The sequence below is a fragment of the Solibacillus sp. FSL K6-1523 genome (assembly GCF_038005225.1).
Taxonomy (GTDB): Bacteria; Bacillota; Bacilli; order Bacillales_A; family Planococcaceae; genus Solibacillus.
In genome coordinates this window covers 189,738-210,865 of record NZ_JBBOSU010000001.1, presented here as the reverse complement: position 1 = coordinate 210,865, position 21,128 = coordinate 189,738, and the positions used below count along the sequence as shown (strand labels likewise).

At 38.1% G+C, this 21,128-nt stretch carries 22 protein-coding genes; 6 read left to right on the top strand and 16 right to left on the bottom strand.

Annotation, left to right across the window (positions count from 1 at the left end):
• Window positions 1-42 precede the first annotated feature (42 nt).
• The 14 genes from MHI10_RS01075 to MHI10_RS01010 all read right to left on the bottom strand — a co-directional run bounded on the left by MHI10_RS01075 (window position 43) and on the right by MHI10_RS01010 (window position 13,223).
• Window positions 43-2,040: a methyl-accepting chemotaxis protein gene (locus MHI10_RS01075; protein WP_340782200.1), complete on the bottom strand. Its 1,998-nt coding sequence runs from the start codon at window positions 2,038-2,040 to the stop codon at window positions 43-45.
• 358 nt (window positions 2,041-2,398) lie between these two features.
• On the bottom strand, window positions 2,399-3,214 hold the full coding sequence (locus tag MHI10_RS01070) for a metallophosphoesterase (protein WP_340782198.1): 816 nt from the start codon (window positions 3,212-3,214) through the stop codon (window positions 2,399-2,401).
• Between the two features lie 34 nt (window positions 3,215-3,248).
• Window positions 3,249-3,932 carry a hypothetical protein gene (locus tag MHI10_RS01065; RefSeq protein WP_340782196.1) on the bottom strand — a complete coding sequence of 228 codons (684 nt, stop codon included), beginning with the start codon at window positions 3,930-3,932 and terminating at the stop codon, window positions 3,249-3,251.
• Window positions 3,929-4,648 carry a hypothetical protein gene (locus tag MHI10_RS01060; RefSeq protein ID WP_340782195.1) on the bottom strand — a complete coding sequence of 240 codons (720 nt, stop codon included), beginning with the start codon at window positions 4,646-4,648 and terminating at the stop codon, window positions 3,929-3,931. Before MHI10_RS01060 ends, MHI10_RS01065 begins: the two co-directional genes overlap by 4 nt.
• The gene (locus MHI10_RS01055; protein ID WP_340782192.1) at window positions 4,632-5,501 is read right to left on the bottom strand and encodes an ABC transporter ATP-binding protein; all 870 of its coding nucleotides are present in this window, start codon (window positions 5,499-5,501) and stop codon (window positions 4,632-4,634) included. Before MHI10_RS01055 ends, MHI10_RS01060 begins: the two co-directional genes overlap by 17 nt.
• 3 nt (window positions 5,502-5,504) lie before the next feature.
• Window positions 5,505-5,876 (bottom strand): GntR family transcriptional regulator, encoded by a 372-nt coding sequence (locus tag MHI10_RS01050; protein WP_340782191.1) that lies wholly within the window; start codon window positions 5,874-5,876, stop codon window positions 5,505-5,507.
• A gap of 199 nt (window positions 5,877-6,075) precedes the next feature.
• Window positions 6,076-6,831, bottom strand: a complete 756-nt coding sequence (locus MHI10_RS01045) for an SDR family NAD(P)-dependent oxidoreductase (RefSeq protein WP_340782188.1) — start codon at window positions 6,829-6,831, stop codon at window positions 6,076-6,078.
• A gap of 642 nt (window positions 6,832-7,473) precedes the next feature.
• The gene (locus MHI10_RS01040) at window positions 7,474-7,851 is read right to left on the bottom strand and encodes a Na+/H+ antiporter subunit G (RefSeq protein ID WP_340782185.1); all 378 of its coding nucleotides are present in this window, start codon (window positions 7,849-7,851) and stop codon (window positions 7,474-7,476) included.
• Window positions 7,829-8,113, bottom strand: a complete 285-nt coding sequence (locus MHI10_RS01035) for a Na(+)/H(+) antiporter subunit F1 (protein ID WP_340782184.1) — start codon at window positions 8,111-8,113, stop codon at window positions 7,829-7,831. Before MHI10_RS01035 ends, MHI10_RS01040 begins: the two co-directional genes overlap by 23 nt.
• A complete protein-coding gene (locus MHI10_RS01030; protein ID WP_340782183.1) occupies window positions 8,110-8,592 on the bottom strand; it encodes a Na+/H+ antiporter subunit E in 483 nt (160 codons plus the stop codon). The genes MHI10_RS01035 and MHI10_RS01030 overlap by 4 nt, the downstream gene beginning before the upstream one ends.
• 14 nt (window positions 8,593-8,606) lie before the next feature.
• Complete coding sequence (locus tag MHI10_RS01025; RefSeq protein WP_340782181.1) at window positions 8,607-10,091, bottom strand: Na+/H+ antiporter subunit D; 1,485 nt, start codon at window positions 10,089-10,091, stop codon at window positions 8,607-8,609.
• The gene (locus tag MHI10_RS01020; protein ID WP_340782179.1) at window positions 10,084-10,422 is read right to left on the bottom strand and encodes a Na(+)/H(+) antiporter subunit C; all 339 of its coding nucleotides are present in this window, start codon (window positions 10,420-10,422) and stop codon (window positions 10,084-10,086) included. Before MHI10_RS01020 ends, MHI10_RS01025 begins: the two co-directional genes overlap by 8 nt.
• Before the next feature lies 1 nt (window position 10,423).
• On the bottom strand, window positions 10,424-10,846 hold the full coding sequence (locus MHI10_RS01015) for a Na(+)/H(+) antiporter subunit B (RefSeq protein WP_340782177.1): 423 nt from the start codon (window positions 10,844-10,846) through the stop codon (window positions 10,424-10,426).
• Entirely contained in the window at window positions 10,833-13,223 is a 2,391-nt protein-coding gene (locus MHI10_RS01010) for a Na+/H+ antiporter subunit A (protein WP_340789093.1), read from the bottom strand. Before MHI10_RS01010 ends, MHI10_RS01015 begins: the two co-directional genes overlap by 14 nt.
• Before the next feature lie 541 nt (window positions 13,224-13,764).
• Here MHI10_RS01010 and MHI10_RS01005 point away from each other — a divergent pair.
• The 5 genes from MHI10_RS01005 (at window position 13,765) to MHI10_RS00985 (ending at window position 18,347) form a co-directional block, all read left to right on the top strand.
• Window positions 13,765-14,448 (top strand): universal stress protein, encoded by a 684-nt coding sequence (locus MHI10_RS01005; protein ID WP_340782175.1) that lies wholly within the window; start codon window positions 13,765-13,767, stop codon window positions 14,446-14,448.
• A gap of 183 nt (window positions 14,449-14,631) precedes the next feature.
• Entirely contained in the window at window positions 14,632-15,333 is a 702-nt protein-coding gene (locus tag MHI10_RS01000) for a FadR/GntR family transcriptional regulator (RefSeq protein ID WP_340782173.1), read from the top strand.
• A gap of 179 nt (window positions 15,334-15,512) precedes the next feature.
• A complete protein-coding gene (locus MHI10_RS00995) occupies window positions 15,513-16,229 on the top strand; it encodes a (Fe-S)-binding protein (RefSeq protein WP_340782172.1) in 717 nt (238 codons plus the stop codon).
• Window positions 16,230-16,242: 13 nt separating this feature from the next.
• Window positions 16,243-17,670, top strand: a complete 1,428-nt coding sequence (locus MHI10_RS00990) for a LutB/LldF family L-lactate oxidation iron-sulfur protein (RefSeq protein ID WP_340782171.1) — start codon at window positions 16,243-16,245, stop codon at window positions 17,668-17,670.
• Window positions 17,667-18,347, top strand: a complete 681-nt coding sequence (locus MHI10_RS00985; RefSeq protein ID WP_340782170.1) for a LutC/YkgG family protein — start codon at window positions 17,667-17,669, stop codon at window positions 18,345-18,347. The genes MHI10_RS00990 and MHI10_RS00985 overlap by 4 nt, the downstream gene beginning before the upstream one ends.
• A 53-nt stretch (window positions 18,348-18,400) precedes the next feature.
• On the opposite strand, the gene MHI10_RS00980 is transcribed toward MHI10_RS00985, so the two are convergent.
• Window positions 18,401-19,600, bottom strand: a complete 1,200-nt coding sequence (locus tag MHI10_RS00980) for an MFS transporter (RefSeq protein ID WP_340782168.1) — start codon at window positions 19,598-19,600, stop codon at window positions 18,401-18,403.
• Window positions 19,601-19,718: 118 nt separating this feature from the next.
• Here MHI10_RS00980 and MHI10_RS00975 point away from each other — a divergent pair, with 118 nt between their 5' ends.
• Window positions 19,719-20,420, top strand: coding sequence for a DUF421 domain-containing protein (locus tag MHI10_RS00975; protein ID WP_340782167.1), 702 nt, complete (start codon window positions 19,719-19,721; stop codon window positions 20,418-20,420).
• Here the strand turns inward: MHI10_RS00975 and MHI10_RS00970 are convergent.
• A complete protein-coding gene (locus MHI10_RS00970) occupies window positions 20,404-21,102 on the bottom strand; it encodes a CBS domain-containing protein (RefSeq protein WP_340782165.1) in 699 nt (232 codons plus the stop codon). The genes MHI10_RS00975 and MHI10_RS00970 overlap by 17 nt on opposite strands.
• Window positions 21,103-21,128 lie beyond the last annotated feature (26 nt).

Sequence of the window (21,128 nt, the reverse complement as noted above, 5' to 3'; positions counted from 1 at the left end):
AATAAGCAAAGGGCAGTGGTTTATGCACCACTGCCCCATACGTTATAATTTAAACTGGCGAATCGCTACTTGTAATTCTTGTGCCATCGTCGAAAGTTCCTGGGCTTGTTTAGCCATTTCATCCACTGTATTCAGCTGACCTGTTGCAGATTGTGTTACATCACGGACAAACCCTACTGCCGATGCAACAGATGCCGACATTTCTTCCATCGATGCTGAAACTTCTTCCGTATTCGCACTCATTTGTTGTGCAGAACCGCTTAATTCTTCTATTTCGGTTGCGATTTGCGTAACGACTGCGACAATTTCACCAAAACGTTGCTCCAATTGGTGAATGGATTGGATACCGAGCGTCACTTTTTCTTCACCCGATTCCGCAGCGGTAACCACATTCTCTGTATAGCGTTGGACTTTTTCGATTAAAATATTAATTTGAGATGCAGAATTGGCAGTTTGTTCGGATAGCTTTCGAACTTCTCCCGCAACGACCGCAAACCCTTTCCCAGCCTCACCTGCTCGTGCTGCTTCAATGGATGCATTTAGCGCTAGTAAATTGGTTTGATCTGAAATATCCGTAATCATTTTTGATATTAAACCAATTTCTAACGATTCTTGCTTTAATTTATGGATAATTTCTAGCTCGATTTCCGTCCCTTCTTGAATGGCTTTCATTTGCGTTATGGAATGATGCACCGCCTGATAGCCATCACGAACTTTATCTTCAATAATATTTGTATGTTCTGCTACTGTGCTCGCCACTTCTGCCACTTGCTGAATCCCTATCGCCATTTGTCCCATCGCCGTTGCACTTTCCTCTGCGACTTGCGCTTGACTATTCGAACTGCGCTGTACTTCTTCAATTGATTGTACAATTTGTTTAGCATTCGTTGTCACTTGATTCACATCACCCATCAGCTCACAAGATGACTCGCTCACATTCATGGAACTCGTATGAACTTTCGTAATCATTGTCCGCATACTTTCCACGACTTTTGTTAACGAACGCGATAAAACTCCTAGCTCATCTTGGCGTTTTTGATGCCTTTCGTATGGTTGATGCGTAAAATCACCCTGTGCAATAAATTCACTTACTTTTACCACTTCACGAATTGGTCGACTAATTTGGCTTGAAACAACTACTGCAAATATGAAGCCAATGAATAGTACACTGAACGTAGAAATTGTTAAAATAATTTTCATTTGATTTAAACTAACAAACATTTCATGCTCAGCAGCCAAAATACCCATCGACCAGTTATTTTCCAAATTATAATAGCCTAAAAAGCGTTTTTTCTTGTCAGTTTGAGCAAATTCAAAAAATCCCTTTTCATGGCTAATCATTCTCTCAATTGCTAAAGCTTCCCCTGTCATTTCTCCAGTTTCTTTCGCCTCAGCTAAAAAGTTCTTTTGTTCTTTTACATAATCAGCATTAGGATGCGCTTGAATGATGCCTTCTTTGTTCACTAAAAAGGCGTAACCCGTATCACCAACGACGATATCCTCTAAAACGGAAGATAAAAAGTAACCATCCATTCGCGCTAGTAATAACGCTTCTTCACCTGTTGTTGTCGCAATGGGTGTTGCGATCATAATAACGGGTTCATTTGTTACACGGCTAATAATAGTATCCGACATTACAGTTTTCCCTTGAAAAGCTTCCGTAATATACGGACGATCCGCTAAATCCGCTGTACTGCCGTCTAAATAATGCGCTACCCCATTCGCATCAACAATACCAAAACCGATATAGTCCTCACTTTCAGAAAGGCGCTTATTTAAGTACATAGATTGCTCATCAAAATTCATATTTTGAATAACGGCTTGTTCTGCAATACTTTCAACTTCTGTATTCGTACGTTTAAAAAATTCTTCTATGTAATTTGAAACATCCCCCGCCCTTGATTGCAGGTTATCTTGAATTTGAATTTCTAATGCATTGTAACTATTGTAATAACTTGATACGCCCAAAATTGCACATGTTACCGTTAATAATATAATAATTGATAATGTTAGCTTTGCACCTAGACTTTTTACTTTCATTAGTCACCCTCCCATTACATTTTCAACCATTTACCATGTCCTTGTATCCGCTTTCACAAACACTCTAAAGTACCTCATTAATTTCCATCATATAGAAATGATTCCATTAAGTAAATACGAATTAAAAATATATTACTCTTCATCTTAATAGGCGATTGGATTCCTCATATTATTATTGAATAGTTTCCAAAAATTCGAGTTAACTTCTTATTTATATTCTGATAAAGTACGCGTTTGTTAAATCGTGGGAACTCATGGCGCACATGGCTTTTCCCGCATCAATCTGCACGCCTTATTTATACAATTTAATGGAATTTTATCCACTAAAAAAAACGCCACAAATGTGACGTTTTTTAGATTATTTCCGCTGAAATTCCACCGTAATAATTTGCGGGAGGTTAAAAATCCGATATGGAAAAACGCTATTTCCTAATCCTCGACTAATAACCATTGTTGTATCATTCTCTTCAAAAATACCAGCTGTATATTTTGGGAGTAATCCTTGCGATGGTGCAACGAGCCCACCTATAAACGGCAGTCTTATTTGTCCACCATGTGCATGCCCCGTAAATACATAATCCATTTCTTTTTCAACATACGTTTCAAATTGTTCTGGTCGATGTGATAGCAGCATCGTGAAAAGCCCGTCATCTACGCCTTTCATCGCCTGATCAATCATCTCTCCAACAGGACGTCCCATTAACGGATCTTCTATACCGGCAATGGCGATGCGTTCCCCGTCACGCTCTAACACCACTGCATCATTCGGTAAAACGTGCACCCCTAAATCCGTCAGCGCCAAATAAATTTCGTCCATTAAATTTAGCGCTACCTCGTGATTTCCGAGCACGTAATAAACATCCGCAATTTCAACAAACTGTTCCACTGCTTGCAAGCTATTTTGCAAATTATAGCGTCGACTATCAACTAAATCACCTGTAATAAAAATCGCATCAGGCTTCGTTTTCCGTACCTTTTCCACTAAGCGCGATTGATTTTTGCCGAATGTCGCATCATGCAAATCCGTTATTTGTGTTACCCGATACCCATGAAAGCTTTCCGGAATTTTTTCTGATTCATGCACTAGCTTCGTCGTCATCATCCAATTGTTATTCACATACAAAAACACATAAACTGCTGCTACAAACAGAACTAATTTTAATAACTTTTTCACTTTCCGTCGCTCAATTCGTTATGGATTGGGTGAGCTAATCCACCCGCCCACTGTTATCAATGATATTGAAGTGCTTCGGAACATTCAAGTGTAAAATCCGATTTCCGATAAAATCGTCTAAATCTTCACCAGGCATAAACCCCATATTTTTAGGATCCAACATTTCTACTTTTGCTCGAACCGAATAAATTTCTATTCTTTTTTCCACTTCTGAAATATAGAAATGATTATCCCTAAATTCAATTACAGGCGGTTGCATTTCTTTTGAAATATCCATACGATTAAAAATTAGCGGTGACTCATAATAAGTCGCTACAATCTCTTTAGATTTCGAATCATTCCATGTTACCGCAACACGCGTATTATAAACGTTTTCGCCCAGTGTAATTTCAATATCCTCTGCTGTTCCCTCATAGCTATTGGCAAAAACGAAATAATCAGCTGGAATTTGATCGAATTTATCAGCCCAATATAGTTCATCTACCTTTTTCTCTTCAGCTAACGCAATTTGTAGTTGTTGCTCAGAAAGGGGGTTCATTGTTTTATTTGGCATAATTAAAATTCCTATAAACGAAATGATACCAAACATGAAATAAATGAGGATTACCCAAGATGTTCGCTTCGGTGTCCAAATTCTAACTCTTGATGCCAGCTTTACAACACCAATAATTAATACACCCATCACTAAAATCGGTAGAAACACCCATAATATATTCATCTTCGCATCACCTCTCTACGTTGTCTAATGCCAATCGCTAGTACCCAAAATAGTACAATCATAAAGATTAATCCCCCTTCAACCCCCACATTGTCAGGGATAAAGAAAAACTTAATCAATGCCGAATCTGATATATTCCTCAATTGTGTATAAAATATAAAGGAGATAATTAACAACAGCGTAATAACTTTCGAGAAATCATATAACGTTCTCGCAAAGAAACTTGCTGATCCGGCCAACAAAACGAATAGGAAAAATAGAAATAATGAAGACAGTTCAAAAAGTGACCCCACATTAACCTTCACTTGATTAAATATTAATAATCGTGAAAAAGCCGTAATATAAAATGCACTTAATGCGGACAAAACGGTAAATGCGCTAAGCACAACTAAAAATAATAAAGTTGATACGGTTTCTGTAAAATTCGTCGTTACTACCGCATAGTTATCATTGCGAATAGATTGAGTAGCGAGTAACCAACCGAGCATGATTGCTGAAATAACACTAATAATTAATAAGAGGTCTAAACTAAAATATCGCTCATCGTATTCAAAAAAACCGCGACCACTACCTCTGCTTCCAGTACTTCCGACTAACACCGCAAAAATCATTTGCACAATTACAATCGTACTGAATGTCGCACTAAATACTCGACATTTCCACAGGAGCTGTTGACATATATTTTGCGTAATACTGACATTATTTAAAGATGTCATCAATTGTCCCCTCCTTACTGCTCGTCAAATATTTACACACTTCACTCGCACTTAATGATTGGCTCTTCACACTAGCTGGTATTTCAAGTCTGTTATTTTCAATGATCGCCTCAAATAATGGCGATTGCTCACGCTTATAAAACACATGTGCCTTTTCTAAAAGCGGCTCGATCTCTTCTTTTTGCCCAACGATACGAAGTGCCATTTGCTGCACTTCTTCTAGTGGTGCATACAGCTCTACTACTCCATCATGAAACAATAAAATCTCTTCAATTAAATGCTCCATCTCCTGTAAATAATGACTCGATATAATGATTAACCGTGGGAATGCGATATAATCCTTCAAAATTGCCCGGTACATATCCGCACGAACGGCTTCATCCATGCCATTCATCGGCTCATCCAAAAGTGTGATCGCACAGCGTGTTGCCAAGCCGTAAATTAAATTGAATACTGCCATTTGCCCCTTGGATAATTGCATATGTTCGTTTTTTTCCGAAATCCCGACATAGCGCAGTAAATCAAATGCGAGTTCCGTTGCAAAATTCGGGTAAAAACGTTTCGCATGTAATAAAATCTCCTTCAATGTAAATATTGATGGAAACGACATCGAATCCTCGATTAAAATAACATTCGCTGCAACATGTAATGCATTAAACGGTCTTTTCCCAAGCACTTGCACATGCCCGCCTGTTTCCTTTAAATGCCCTGCTAATAATTTGAGAAGCGTCGATTTTCCCACACCATTGCGTCCGATTAAACCGATAATTTTCGGCTCATCAATTTGAAAACTGACATTTGTTAATACATTGTTCTTTCCGTAACGCTTTTCTAATTTTTCACATTGAATCACAGCTCAACCCTCCTTTTGAATTTGCCTAATTAGCGTAATTAACTCTTCATCTGATACAGCTAATCTTTTCGCTTCCTGTACAATGTCCTGCGCCATTTTCGTTAAATTATGATTGCGACGTGTTGCTAATATTCGTTCTTTCGCATCTGCTACAACGAACATGCCAAGCCCCCTTTTTTTAAATAAAATTTCGTTTTCAACTAAAATCGTTAGCCCTTTTCCGGCTGTTGCGGGATTGATATTAAAGATTTCAGCAAGTTGATATTGCGAATACACTTTGCCTTCAGGTAATAAGCGCTCTGCTAATATTTCATTTTCAAGCCATTCTGCTATTTGTATATAAATTGGCGTCGTGCTTTGTGCGTTGAAATCCAATAAAAATTCTCCTTTCCTTAAGGTTCATCCAGTGCATTAGTGTTGTAATGCACTATACTTTAAAAGGTATGTTCTGTCAAATACTCCCTCACAACAAGTGATTGCATGATAGGAAATGGTTTTTAGAGCATATATCGCTCGATTTATACAAAGAAAAAAGGAAGCCCGTTAATGAAAAGGACTTCCTTTATAAAAATTATTAGCGTAATTTAATTGATCCGCCGTCTACCATGATTGTTTGTCCAGTGATGTAAGCAGAATCTTCGCTTGCTAAGAATACAGCAACGCGACCGATATCATCTTCAACTTCACCTAATCTTCTTAGAGGAATTTTTGAAAGCATTCCTTGGTAGTATTCTGGATTATCTTCTGCCCATTGAATCATACCTGGTGATTTAGCGATTGGTGAAATGATGTTTACATTAATACCAAATGGACCAAATTCGTTAGCTGCTACACGTGTAATTCCGCGAATCGCTTCTTTTGCAACTGCGTAAGAACCTTGGTTTACATCTCCGTTAATACCAGCGCCTGATGCGAAGTTGATGATGTTACCTTTTGATTCTTTTAAGTAAGGTAGTGCAGCTTGCATTAAGTAGAACGTTGGGTAGAATCCAGTATTAAATGAGAAATCAAAATCAGCTTGTGTTGTATCTTCAATTGAGTTCATTCTTGATGCGTGTGCATTGTTTACTAAAATGTCTAGTTTGCCATAGCGCTCAACAACTTGTGTCACGATATTTCCAAGCTTGTCATGTTCCATAAGGTTTGCTTGAATGAACATTGATTCTGGTTGGTATTCTTGTAATGTTTTGATCGCTACATTTCCTGCTTCAGCATTTAAGTCAACAATTACTACTTTTGCTCCTTCTTTTACAAAAGCAGTTGCCATACCCATACCAATACCGCCTGCGCCACCTGTAATAATTGCTACTTTTCCATCAAGTTTTTTCATTATAAATTCTCCTCTATAAAAAACATATTTTTTGTGTACCCAATAATGACATTAGGTTTTATAAATTTTTCCTATAAAGCCTGTAATCCCATTTTCAATGGCATTACATTAGTATAATTAAGCAACTTTTTTTGGATGTCAGTTACTTTATGTAACCATAATAACCTATTCATTATAATGCGTCAATTATGTGAACTTAATTTTCAATATAATATATGGGACAAGGGTCGTTTACATCTAAATCAATATAAATTCCCATTATTATTTCTCCTAAATACTAGAGATATTTTCCTTATAATTAGTCATTTTTAATCAAATTTCCTTTTAATTTGGCAAACATGTATTTCGGCAAAAATACATGGAATTATTACAAAAAATTATCCACAATCACTACTTATCCACAAAGTTATCCACTATTCTCTTAGTTGTACACATTTTTATCTGAAATTTTCAACAATTGACAAAAAAGTTATCCACAAATCCTCATTTTCTTAGAAATAACCCATTTTTATTGTGGATTAGATTTATGAAAGTAGAAATTTGCCCCCAATCAAATTTCACTTCAAAAAGGCAAAAATGTCGAATGCACAACATTTCTGCCTTTTTTGAAAGATTATATAGGATAGACTTGCAACATACTTCTTATTTCATTTCATTTTCTGACTCATCATTTCCAAACAACACAGGCTTTAGCGCATCGTCACCAGATCCTTTTGCTAATGGAACACGTGAACGATAAGCAGCCCGGCAAACTAAATGCCCCGCAACAGGTGCTGTAATGAAGACGAAAATAATTCCTAATATTAAGCGAATACTTACATAGCCATCATGTATCCAAAAATAAATAAATGCGCCTAATAGACAACTTAATACAGATAGTGTCGCGCTTTTTGTAGCTGCATGGGAACGTGTGTAAACATCCGGAAGGCGAATCATGCCAAATGCGCTTATAACACTAACAACCGCGCCAAACAAAATAAGCAACGCTGCTACTAACTCAATCAGCTGATTTACGCTCAACGATTACACCTCTTTCAATGTATTTCGAAAACGCAATCGTCCCGATAAATGCTAAAATCCCTAAAATCAAAATCGCTTCTAAAAAAGCTTTCGTTTTTAAAACAATGGAGACAATGGCAATTGCAGAAATTAAATTGACACCAATTGTATCAAGAGCTATCGCACGATCTGGAAGCGATGGTCCTTTAATCACACGGTATAACGACAGCGCGATTGCTATCATAAATAAGAACAGTGACATGTTTAAAATCGTATTTATCATTGTGACACCTCCAAAATAGCTTGCTCAAATTTGCCGATTGATTTGAGAACTGTTTCCTTAGATTCTTCAATATCCATCGCATGAATATAGAAAACACTTCCATCCTCAGATACTTCCATTACTACCGAACCCGGCGTCAATGTGAGCAACAGCGCTAAAACCGTAATTTCCCAGTCTCCACGTAGGCGTGTTTCATACGTGAAAATCCCAGGTGTAATATTAAGCTGCGGTTGTAATATTTGCTTTAAAACAGATAAACTTGAAAGAACCAACTCTTGAATAAATAACAGGATGAGCTTGAGCACTTTTAACACACGGCCTAAATAAAATTGCATACCGAAAAAGCGATGCATTGCATATAAAATAAGTATGCCTATAAAAAAGCCTGACATAAATGTAGTAAAACTTGCATTAGGGTCATCCTTTAGTAAAAACCATAATGCTGCGATAAATAAATTTAATATAAATTGTCCAAACATATACTCATCCTCCTTTACTCATGGGTATTTAAAATTGCCTCCACATAAACAGAAGGATTTACTAATGTATATGCTGCGTCGTTTACATAAACGGCTATTCCTTCTGCACCAACACCCAAGCCGACAATGCACAGTGCAAATAAGACAAATGAAACCATCGCACCTCGAGGGATTGGCTTTTTCTCCTCTTCACTAATTGATGTTTCTCCAAAAAATGAAGCTAAGAAAATGCGAAGAAGCGAATATAAAACGATAACACTCGAGCCAAATCCTAATGCAAGCAATACATAAGAACCCGTTTCAACAGCGCCTTGTCCGATCAATACTTTCCCAATAAAGCCACTCAATGGTGGAATCCCGACAAGCGCACACATCACAATAAAATATAGCCAACCAAAAAGCGGATAGTTACGAATCAACCCACTCATATTTTTCACGACAATTTCTCCCGTTAAAAGCACCATCGTACCTATAATTAAAAAGAGTAATGCCTTCGCAAGCATATCGTGAATTAAATAATAAACAGCCCCCGCCATCGCTTGTTCCGTTCCAATTGCGAGCGCTAGTAAAATAAAGCCGACGCCAATGACAACATTATATGTAGCAATTGTTCGCACATCCTGACCAGCGAGAGCCCCCATACAGCCTGCAATGATCGTCAATCCAGCCATTACACCAATTAACGTATGCGTCACTTCTGGATTGAGCGGGAACATTAATGTAAATGTGCGGAATAACGCATAAATCCCTACCTTTGTTAATAATGCCGCAAACAATGCTTGCACAGCTGTAGGTGGCACACTATAAGAACCTGGTAGCCAGAAGAACAGAAGCAACCCTGCTTTTAAAGCAAATACAATGAGAAAAACAAGTGAGACAAGCGTCAAGATTGGCTCTTGTCCTACTTCCGCTACACGCTGGGAAATGTGTGCCATATTCAATGTTTTTATTGTGCCGTATAAATACGCAAGCGCGAGTAAAAACATCCATGAAGCGACAATATTGATTAACACATATTTTAGTGCTTCACGCAGCTGGAATTTCTCACCGCCAAGCGCTATTAATGCAAAGGAAGCAAGCAACATCACTTCAAAGCAGACAAATAAGTTAAAAATATCCCCTGTTAAAAACGAACCATTTACACCTGCAACTAGCAATAGAACAAAAGGATAAAAAAACATCCGTTCATGGCGAGGGCCGATTGTTGAAAAGGCGTAAATTAAACAAATAGCCGTCACAATGCTTGCCGTTAGTACTAATAAAACAGCAAATGAATCCGCAACAAATAAAATGCCAAACGGTGGTGCCCAACCGCTAAAATCAAGTCGTAAAATACCCTCTGTTTGGATTAATTGCAGCAAGGCAACCGATACAGCTGTAACGAATATCATTGTTACGAGGCTGACAATACGCTGTAACTTAATCGAATCACGTAAAAAAACTAAAAATATCGCCGTAATTATCGGCACAATCATTGGTAAAACAATGATATTATTCATCTGATTTACCTCCTAGCTGCGAAAGGTCATCCGTGCCGTTTGTTAAATACATTCGGTAAGCAAGGACAAGTAAAAACGCTGTAACGGCAAAGCTAATAACAATTGCCGTTAAAATAAGCGCTTGTGGCAAAGCATCTGTAAAAGCTCCATCCGCTTGCCCAATAATCGGCACATTACCCTTTTTCAAACCGCCTACTGTTAAAAGTAACAAATGGACAGCATGTGACAAAATTGCCGTGCCCATAATGACACGAAAAACACTTCGAGAGAGGATTAAATACGTAGCAATCGCCACAAGTATGCCTACAAGTATTATCATTAAAGATTCCATACTATTCATCCTCACTTATACTTAAAATAATCGTCACAAGTGTACCGATGACTGTTAATGCAACGCCTGCCTCAAACAATGTTACTGTAGACAAATGCTTTTCCCCCAAAATTGGGATATTAAAATAGCCATCTGTTTGTGTTAAAAATGGCGCATTAAAAAATAACGAACCTATTGCTGTACCCGTTGCGAGTAAAACACCGAGCGCTGCAACCTTTTTAAAGTCGAACGGCATGCCTTTATGTACCGTTTCAATGTCATACGTTAAGTAGAGTAAAACAATGCCTGAGCCTAGTACAAGCCCGCCAATGAACCCTCCTCCTGGCGCGTTATGCCCCGCAAAAAATAAGTACATCCCTAACGTAAAAACAATAAAGACAACCATTCGAACAACGGTTTTTAAAATAACATCATTTACTTTCAACGTCTGCATCCCCCTTTTTCGCTTTAAGCTTAATGAGTGTGTAGACGCCAAGCCCTGCGATAAATAATACGACCACTTCTAGCATCGTATCAAACGCACGGAAATCACCTAAAATCGTATTGACGATGTTTTTCCCACCTGCTAAATTATAGGCGTCCTCAAAATACGCCGAAATGGGTTCGAATTTATCATAATTCATCACTGCTAAACCAATGAGTGTTACGGTTGCACCTACTGCAATCGACATCATCGCTTTTGTTATTTTGATTGTATTGGACACCTTTTCAGGCTGAATTTTTGGTAAAAATTTAAACGCTAGTAAAAATAGCGCTGTCGTAATCGACTCTACAACAAGCTGTGTTAATGCCAAATCTGGCGCTCGAAACACAACAAAGAAAAACGCAACAGAATAGCCAAGTACACCATTTAGCAAAACAACTGTAATCCGTTGCTTGGCAAATAAAATTGCACCAGCTGCAAATACCATTACAAATGCCAATATTAGCTCATACGATTCAATTGCTGAATCTTTTGAAGGATCCCAATTTAGCACATCGGCATACACTGCGTATCCCGCTAAAATGGCAATAAAAAATACATAAATATAGATGAAATAATATGATAGATGCCCGTTCATATAACGGTTGGTAATACGGCTTGAATAACTTTCCCCAGAGCCAATAATTCGTTCATATATCGCATTAAATGTATATTTTTGTGGGAATATTTGATACATCGGACGCCACTTTTTAAGCGAAAGATAAAGTAACGTTCCGAGTGCAATGACACCAAATGTCATCCATAGTTCTGTATTAATAGAACCGTGCCACGCTGCGATATGCGGTGTAAGCTCTTCACTCGAAGGAAACATCGGATAAATACTCGCCATCGCAGGCTGTAAAATATAATGCCCTAATACGTTTGGGAAAATAAAAATTCCAACAATAAATGAAATTAAAATATAAGGAGAAATTAACATCCCAAACGGTGCCTCATGTGGTGGCTTTTCCAAACGATCTGGCTGAATTTTGCCAAAGAATGTACGCATCACAATAATCGCACAATATATGAATGTAAAAATACTTGCAATCCATGCAACAACCGGGAAAATCAAACCGAAATTATTAAGTGAGAAAATATTTAACTGCATAATATTCACAGTAGCAGCGAAAAACATTTCCTTACTTAAGAAACCATTAAATGGTGGTAAACCTGCCATTGAAAAACTGCCAATAACAGCAATTGTAAATGTAAACGGCATGAGCGCCATTAATCCACCCAACCGGCGAATATCCCGCGTCCCTACTTCATGATCGACGATACCGACCATCATAAATAGCGCACCTTTAAACGTAGAATGATTAATTAAATGGAATAGTGCAGCAAATGTTGCCTGTGTGTAAATGACCGAACTTGTAGAATAACCTAAGTGCAATGCGGCCGAACCAAGTCCAAATAAACTCATGATCAAACCGAGCTGACTAATCGTTGAATACGCAAGCAAAGCCTTTAAATCATATTGCCTTACTGCATTAAATGAGCCCCAGAATAATGTCAAAATCCCGACGCCACTCACTGTCCAAAACCATATTTCATGCCCACCAAAAATCGGTGTTGTTCGCGCCACTAAATAAATTCCTGCCTTTACCATCGTAGCGGAATGTAAATAAGCAGAAACAGGCGTTGGTGCCTCCATTGCATCAGGCAACCAAATATGGAATGGGAATTGCGCTGATTTTGTAAATGCACCAAGCAATACTAGAAGCATCGCAGGAACGAATAATGCACTCGCTTGTACGACTTCTAAATTGGCAATAATTTCACGAATACTAAAGGTACCCGAAGCAACATATAACATTAAAAAGCCTGCAAGCATTGCAACGCCGCCACTTACAGTAATAATCATCGCTTTACGTGCACCTGCCCGTGAAGCTTTCCGATGATGCCAAAATGCAATGAGTAAAAACGAAGAAACACTTGTTAATTCCCAAAATACATAAAGTACCATTAAGTTATCTGAAAGGACGACGCCAAGCATAGCGCCCATGAAAAGTAATAGATAGCAATAGAAATGATGTAGTGATTCTTTTGTTGATAAATAAAAAATAGAATATAATATAACCAAACTACCTACACCAGTAATGAGTAAGCTGAATATCATACTCAGACCATCTAAGTAAGTCGTTATATTAATACCAAATGTGGGGATCCACTCATATGTTTTCACAAACGTTTCACCATTTGCAACTCGAGGGATATATGAAGCTAAAAGTGTAAATAAAACAGCAGGTACTACCAAAACAAACCATCCGAGATGAACATTCTTGAATCGCCTATATATAAACGGAATTAGTGCTGCAGCGATAAATGGGAGCATAATTGAAAATGCAACAATCAAAAGCAATGACCTCCTAACAATTAATTTCAATGTATCAAATGTGTAGTAAGCGTTAATAATGGACTCTTACTTGACTATCCACATAACTCACTTCATAATAATGTGTCATATAGAGAGTATATCTTTCTAACATCAAAATGAATGAATTAAGAAATATACCCTTAAAACAATTTTTATTACGGAAAATTTACTAAACAAAAATAAACATTACAGTTTTAAGTATACAATAACAGTGAGCTCCTTGCACTGTAATAACGTTAGTTTTATCTCATTTATACTTAATTTCTCCATTTTGAATTTGATTCAGCAAAGTCCATCGCTTCCATATGTGAGAGCCAATGCCAAACAGGCAATTCTATTCAGTGAGGGTTCAAAAGCCAACTGAATCAAATTGCCCCCGGCGGATGTCACAGATTTTTAGGGGAAGCTTTTCGAGCGAGCTCGAAAAAATCTGGACGCAATTACGCCAAGGCGTAATTGATTTATTATTATAGGATAAGAAAAAGAGGTGCGGGCTAAAATGAAACATATTAGAGGCCGGATGGATGAAAGTATTTTAGTTTGTGTATATTATGGACAAAATGGAGAACGTTTAATACGCAGAGGACATAAACTAGCCACTTTACTAGATTGTCCGCTTTATGTTTTAACGGTCGATCCGCAACCACTGGATGACTTCGATGCAGAAAGATCAAGCTACATCGAACAGTGGGGGCAATTAGCGAAAGATTTAGAAATAGAGGAATTCATCATTAAGGATAATGAGCGTCGACCAATTCAAAAGGTGATCTCTGAAGTAGCGAGAAACTGCGATATTACACAAATTATCGTCGGACAAAGCGCACAAAGTCGCTGGGAGGAAATTACGAAAGGCTCCTTCTTAAACGTGTTATTAAAAGAAGTGCCATTTGTTGATTTTCATATCGTTTCAGTGAAGCGCCCTTCTGAGGATGAATTAATCGATATATACGAAAAAGGTGTGCGTACTTACTTAGTAGAAGATTCAGAAAGCTTTAAAGTTGCTTTCACTTGTCCTAAAATTATTTCTATTGAAGGTATTTTCTTTAAAGAGATTGGCACCGACTTCGATAACGGGATATTTAAATTTACGTATGACCAAACAATGCATGAAGTGAATATTACAGAAGGAATCGTCACAAACCCTGAGCGTATCCCACATGCCTGTCGCCCAGTGAACGGCTAGACAATCTTACTATAAATTGTAGCAAAATTAATTTTAATAATCGATTCTCCACTTTAAGACTTTGAGCTTAAAGTGGTTTTTTACATCCATAAACACAATTGGCAAATTTCCATGGCACAATTATGGTAGAATTATTGAAATTTACGTATTTTTCACTTCTTCATCTGGAAAGGAATGTTAATCATGCACTATAAAAAAATAAAACCACAAAAGTTATACGAGCAAGTTGCTAATATAATCGAACAAAAAATTATAAGCAAAGAATTTTTACCTGGAGATAAATTAGATTCTGTGGAACAGCTTGCAAAAAATTTTGAAGTGGGACGTTCCGCTATTCGTGAAGCATTAACTTCCCTTCAAGCACGAGGTATCATTGAAATTCGACAAGGAGAGGGGACGTATGTGCGCAAAATTACTGCTGAAGATATTACATTAAACATTCCACATTATGCCACATTTTCTGAACAAGATTTAAAGCAAATATTTGAAGTACGCAAAATTTTAGAGCTCGGTGTCATCGAAAATGCAGCCACTCGTCGAACAGAAACGCAGCTCCAACGAATGCAGCAAGCAATTGAGCACATGCATCAAGCGTTACTTGATACAGAAGCTAGTAGTGTTGCTGATATGCAATTTCATGCAACAATTGCAGATTCAGCAAATAACCCTTTGCTTGTATCCATGTTACAAAATGTATCAATACCGATCGCAACACAAATTAAACATACACGTGAGTTACTTGTACAATCCAATACAAATGCGTTAATGCAATTACACGATGAACATGTTGAGATTTATGAGGCCGTAAAAATCGGTGATCCCATTTCTGCAAGGAACGCGATGGAGCGCCATTTACGTACTGTAGAAAACTTACTTTTTAAGTAAAAAGTGCATCCGCGCCCGTTTAACACTGACCTCAAACAGGTGATGCGGATGCCTAAATGATTGAAATTATCTCCTCAGATCAAATAAACACTCGGTAATTCTTTATTTCCAAACTCATCAGATGACCAGTTGACTATTTTTTCTGAACATTGTAAATTTAAATTATAGGGGGGATTAGATTGAATGTTTCTTTGTTTGCAACTTGTATTGTGGATATGTTTCAAAGTAATGTTGGAAAAAGTACGGTTGAGCTTTTGGAGAGGCTCGGCTGTACAGTAAGCTTTCCAAAAGGGCAAACATGCTGTGGTCAGCCAGCCTATAATAGCGGCTATGTGAACGCCTCTAAAGATACAATGAAAAATACGATTCGTGTTTTTGAAAATGCTGAAGTAATCGTCTGCCCATCTGGTTCTTGCGCATACATGTTAAAAGAATATGTGCATATTTTTGAAGATGAGCCCATTTGGCAAGAACGTGCTAGGCGTATTGCCGATAAAACATACGAACTTACGCAATTTATTGTTGAAGTACTCGGAATTGAAGATGTCGGGGCAAAATTAAGTGGCACTGCCACGTACCATCCATCTTGCCATATGACACGCCTTCTTAAAGTACAGCAAGCACCTATGACATTACTTAAAAACGTCGATGGGTTAAAAATGATTGAACTCCCACTAAAAGAAAACTGTTGTGGATTTGGCGGGACCTTTTCTGTCAAAATGGGGCCAATTTCTGAACAAATGGTTGATGAAAAGGTTGCCTCTGTGCAGCAAACAAAAGCGCACTATTTAATCGGAGCAGATGGTGGTTGCTTACTAAATATCGGTGGTCGTATTGAACGACAAAACCTCGAAGTGAAAACAATGCATATTGCAGAAGTATTAAATAGTAGATGAGGGAGGCAATCATATGGCAATGAAAATTAGTAAAGACAAATTCAAAGAACGGCTTTCAGTGAATTTAAATAATGATTTTATGCGTGGTGCCGTCTCTTCTGCTCAAGATCGCCTTCAAACGAGACGTAGTGCTGTAATTGAAGCATTAGATTGGGAAGAATGGCGCAATCACGGGGAAGAAATTCGCCAGCATGTACTCGAACATTTAGACTACTATTTATATGAACTAAGTGAAAATGTTGCAGCTCGTGGCGGTCATGTGTTTTTTGCCAAAACAGCGGAAGAAGCAACGGACTATATTACGAACATCGCAAAGCAAAAACAAGCTAAAAAAATCGTCAAATCGAAATCAATGGTAACAGAAGAAATTAACTTAAATGCGCATTTAGAAGAGCTTGGCTGCGAAGTCATTGAAACGGATTTAGGGGAATATATTTTACAGCTTGACGACCATGATCCCCCATCCCATATCGTAGCCCCTGCTCTCCATAAAAATAAAGAACAAATTCGAGATATTTTTGAAGAAAAGATTGGCTACACTGCTTCTTCTCAACCAGAAGAATTAGCACAGCATGCACGTCAAATATTACGCCAAGATTATTTAACCGCAGATATCGGCATTACAGGTTGTAATTTTGCTGTTGCTGAAACAGGCTCGGTTTGTTTAGTTACAAACGAAGGGAATGCAGATCTTGTAGCGGCTCTCCCGAAAACACTTATTTCAGTGATGGGCATGGAGCGATTAGTACCTACATTTGAAGAAATGGAAGTATTAGTTAGCATGCTTACACGCAGTGCGGTTGGCCAAAAGCTGACGAGCTATATTACCGTGCTAACGGGTATTCAAGAAGAGCTTGATGTTGATGGACCAGAAGAATTTCATTTAGTTATTGTTGATAACGGACGCTCATCCATTTTAGGTGGCGAGTTCCAATCTATTTTGCAATGCATTCGTTGTGCCGCGTGTGTAAATGCATGTCCAGTATACCGTCATGTAGGTGGTCATACTTACGGCTCCATTTACTCCGGTCCAATTGGTGCCGTGCTCTCTCCGTTACTTGGTGGCTATGATGATTATAAGGAATTACCTTATGCATCAACACTTTGTGGTGCTTGTACTGATGTTTGTCCAGTTAAAATTCCGCTACATCAGCTACTGCATAAGCACCGTGAAGTAATTGTTGAACGTGAAGGACGTGCACCTATAAGCGAAAGTTTATTAATGCAGGCATTTGGTATGGGTACCTCTTCGCAATCGATTTATCGTTTTGGCTCAAAGCTTGCGTCTACTGCGATGAAGCCTTTTACATCCAATGATAAAATTTCTAGTGGTCCTGGTTTACTCAAAAATTGGACAGATATTCGCGATTTACCCTCTCCGAAAAAGGAGCGTTTTCGTGATTGGTTTGACACGCATAGTAAAGGGGGCGAACATAAATGATTCAAAACCGTGAAGCCTTTTTGCAAACGATTGCAACACAGTTAGGCCATTCTAAGCCTTCTCTCATGAAGCCTGAACGTAATTGGAAGCACCTACCTCAGCATGAAGTACTGAAGGAGGCCTCTGCAGATGAACTTGTTGAAATATTAGTAGAGCATTGCGCTAATATTCATACGACCGTTAAAATTTGTTCACAATCGACCTTGAAGCAGACACTTGAAGAAACCTTTGCTACATATAATAACGGACAAATTATTTATAGTGATGATGCCCGTTTTGAGCAGCTTCAAATCGAATCTTTTATTGCTGCACAGCAAAGCTTCAAATGGGACCCTACTCAAGGTGACACGAACATCGAAATTGCGGAGCGTGCGAATATCGGTCTCGTTATTAGCGATATCACATTAGCCGAATCCGCAACGATTATGCTACAATCTTCTGCAAAGCGCGGCCGGACCTTATCATTTTTACCCGAAAACTCGATTGCCATTATACCGAAAAGTAGCATCGTACCACGCATGACACAAGCCGCCGAGTTTTTACGCAAACAAAGCACTGTCGCTTCTTGCGTTAGCTTTATTACGGGTCCGAGCAATTCAGCAGATATTGAAATGAATTTAGTCGTTGGCGTGCATGGACCGGTGCGTATGACGTATATTATCGTGGAAGACTTCTAAATTGATTATGAAAAATACCGAGTATCAAGGTTTCCCTTGATGCTCGGTATTTTTTAATGCGCCACTTTATCTTTTGGCAATAAAAACGCTACAAGTAACAGCAGCGGTAATATGGAAATGGCAATCATCGTAGGACGAATGCCGAACAGGTCCATAAAGCTCCCTATCGCGACAGAGCCAATTGCCCCCATACCAAAAGCTACACCAACTGTCAGACCCGCCATTGTCCCAATTTTAGATGGCACAAGCTCCTGTGCATAGACAACCGTTACCGTGAAGCTAATCATAATAAGTGCCCCTATCGCGATTAAAAACACTGCGACAAATGCAATCGGTAAAAATGGTAATGCGATACACAGTGGAATCGGTCCTATAACTGAAATTAAAATCGCATTTTTTCGACCGATGCGATCCGATAATGGTCCGCCGAAAAATGTACCGACTACACCAAAAGCCATGAATAAGAATATTAATAATTGCCCAAATTCTACTTTAATCCCGTATTGTTCAATTAAATAAAACACATAGAAACTTGTTATATTCGTAACATAAAATGAACGTGCAAAAATAATAACGAGCAATAAACTTAGCGCAATGCCAACTTGCTTTTTCGTTAACTTTGGCAAAGAAGATACAAGCACTTTCTTCACTTTTGATAGCTTTTCTGCTTCAAGTTGACGTTTATACCATGCTGCAATTTTTGTTAACATAAATATGCCAATTGCAGTAAATATTAGAACAAGCGATACACCATTCATTCCAAACGGCAAAATGATAAATGCACTTAATAACGGTGCTAATGCTTGCCCAGTATTGCCACCTACTTGATAAATGGACTGTGCAAGACCGCGTTTATTCCCCGCTGCCATGAATGATACGCGAGAACCTTCTGGATGGAAAATCGCTGAACCAATGCCTAAAAAAATAACAGACATTAAAATCATCCAATATTCATTAACAACAATTAAAAGCGACAAGCCAATAAATGAGCTGATCATTCCTAAAGGCAACGCATAAGGGAACGGCTTTTTATCCGTCATAAAACCGACTGCTGGTTGCAATAGACTTGCAAATATATTTAGCACAAAGGTAATCATCCCTAGCTGTGTAAACGTTAGCCCTAAATCTCTCTCTAGTAGCGGGAACATCGCTGGAATCACTGCTTGCATTGTATCGTTAATTAAATGACAGACACCTATCGCTACCATGACAGGATAAATGGGATTGGACTCTTTTACCATTGTGGTAGACATTTCTTTCACGTCCTTTCTATTTATCAATTGCATCCCTATTTCGAATTACAGGGAATGGAGATAAATTGGTATAGTTTCATATCGATCCGACCATCATATCGTTTAAAGGAGTGATGAAATGGAGCTTAATTTATTCGAGATGCTCATACGTACAACTTTTGCATTTTTTGCCATTTTACTACTTGCACGCATCATTGGCAAAAAACAAATCAGCCAGCTAACCTTTTTCCATTACGCAACAGGGATTACATTTGGCTCGATTGCTGCTGAAATATCCGCACAAGCCGAAACACCCTTTTTAGATGGTATAGTTTCGTTAATATGGTGGACTGTATTAACTATCTTTGTTACGTTCGTAACATTTAAATCAAAAAAAGCCCGTGTTTTATTTGATGATCGGCCGATGATTATTATACAGAGCGGTGTTATTTTAAATGATAACTTGGAAAAAGCGCGCTTGCATATGGATGAAGTAACGATGCTTTTACGCGAACAAAGCATTTTTTCACTTGATGAAGTACATCATGCTATTTTCGAAACAAACGGGGAATTAACTGTGTTGAAAAAACCCCTAATGCGTGAGGCAACAAAAGAAGATGTAAAAATAGCCCTTTCAGCACCCCAATATATGCCAACCGAACTTATTTCTGATGGCAAAATTATTGTAAAAAACTTAAACGAGCTTAATTTAACGGAAGAATGGTTGCTAAGAAAGTTATCAAAGAAGAATATCCATTCCGTTAAAGATGTTTATTACGCACAAGTTTTAGAAAATGGCTCCCTATACATTAGTATTAAAAATGCTAGTCCACCTTCATAATATCAATCGGTGTCACAATTCCTAATAACCTTTGATGGGGCTTTCCATGTTCTGTAATAAGCAAAGCCTCAAAGCGGCGACCACGCTCAACCCCCTGCTTAAAGATTTCCTCCGCCTCATAAATGGTCATAAAGCGACTAATAAATTTATAGTTCCGATTATTATTTTCATATTTCAAAATATCCTCTAGCGTCGGTGTGTGCTGTGGTAAACGTGCCCCAGCCATCGACGTTGCTAGCCAATTCGTTACCCCAACTGTCGTGATCAACCCTTTAAATGAGTGATTTTCATAAACAGGAAATTGCGTATATTTTTGTTTTCGAATAGCCTTCAAAATATGCTGCAGTGAATGGGTCGTTTGAAATGTGAACACACGCTTTCTAAATAATTGGCCAACAAGCTTCGGTTTTGTTAACACTTCATCAATATGTTCGATTTTCTCAACAACTTCTATATGTGGTTCAGCAATCACATATTCCATCGACGTTCGATTATGGACAATCGCATTACGCAAATCTGCATAAGAACGCAATTCATCCTCGTATTTTCGCACAAGAGGACTTTTCTTTTTAGCTAAGTCTACTAAACGATAAAATGCCATAAAATCCTTTGCTCCAGCAATCTCTCTCATCGAATGATCAATGCGATTGAATGCCGTTAAAAATCGATCAGAATTTTTCACGACCTTCCCCTCACTTTCTACAACAA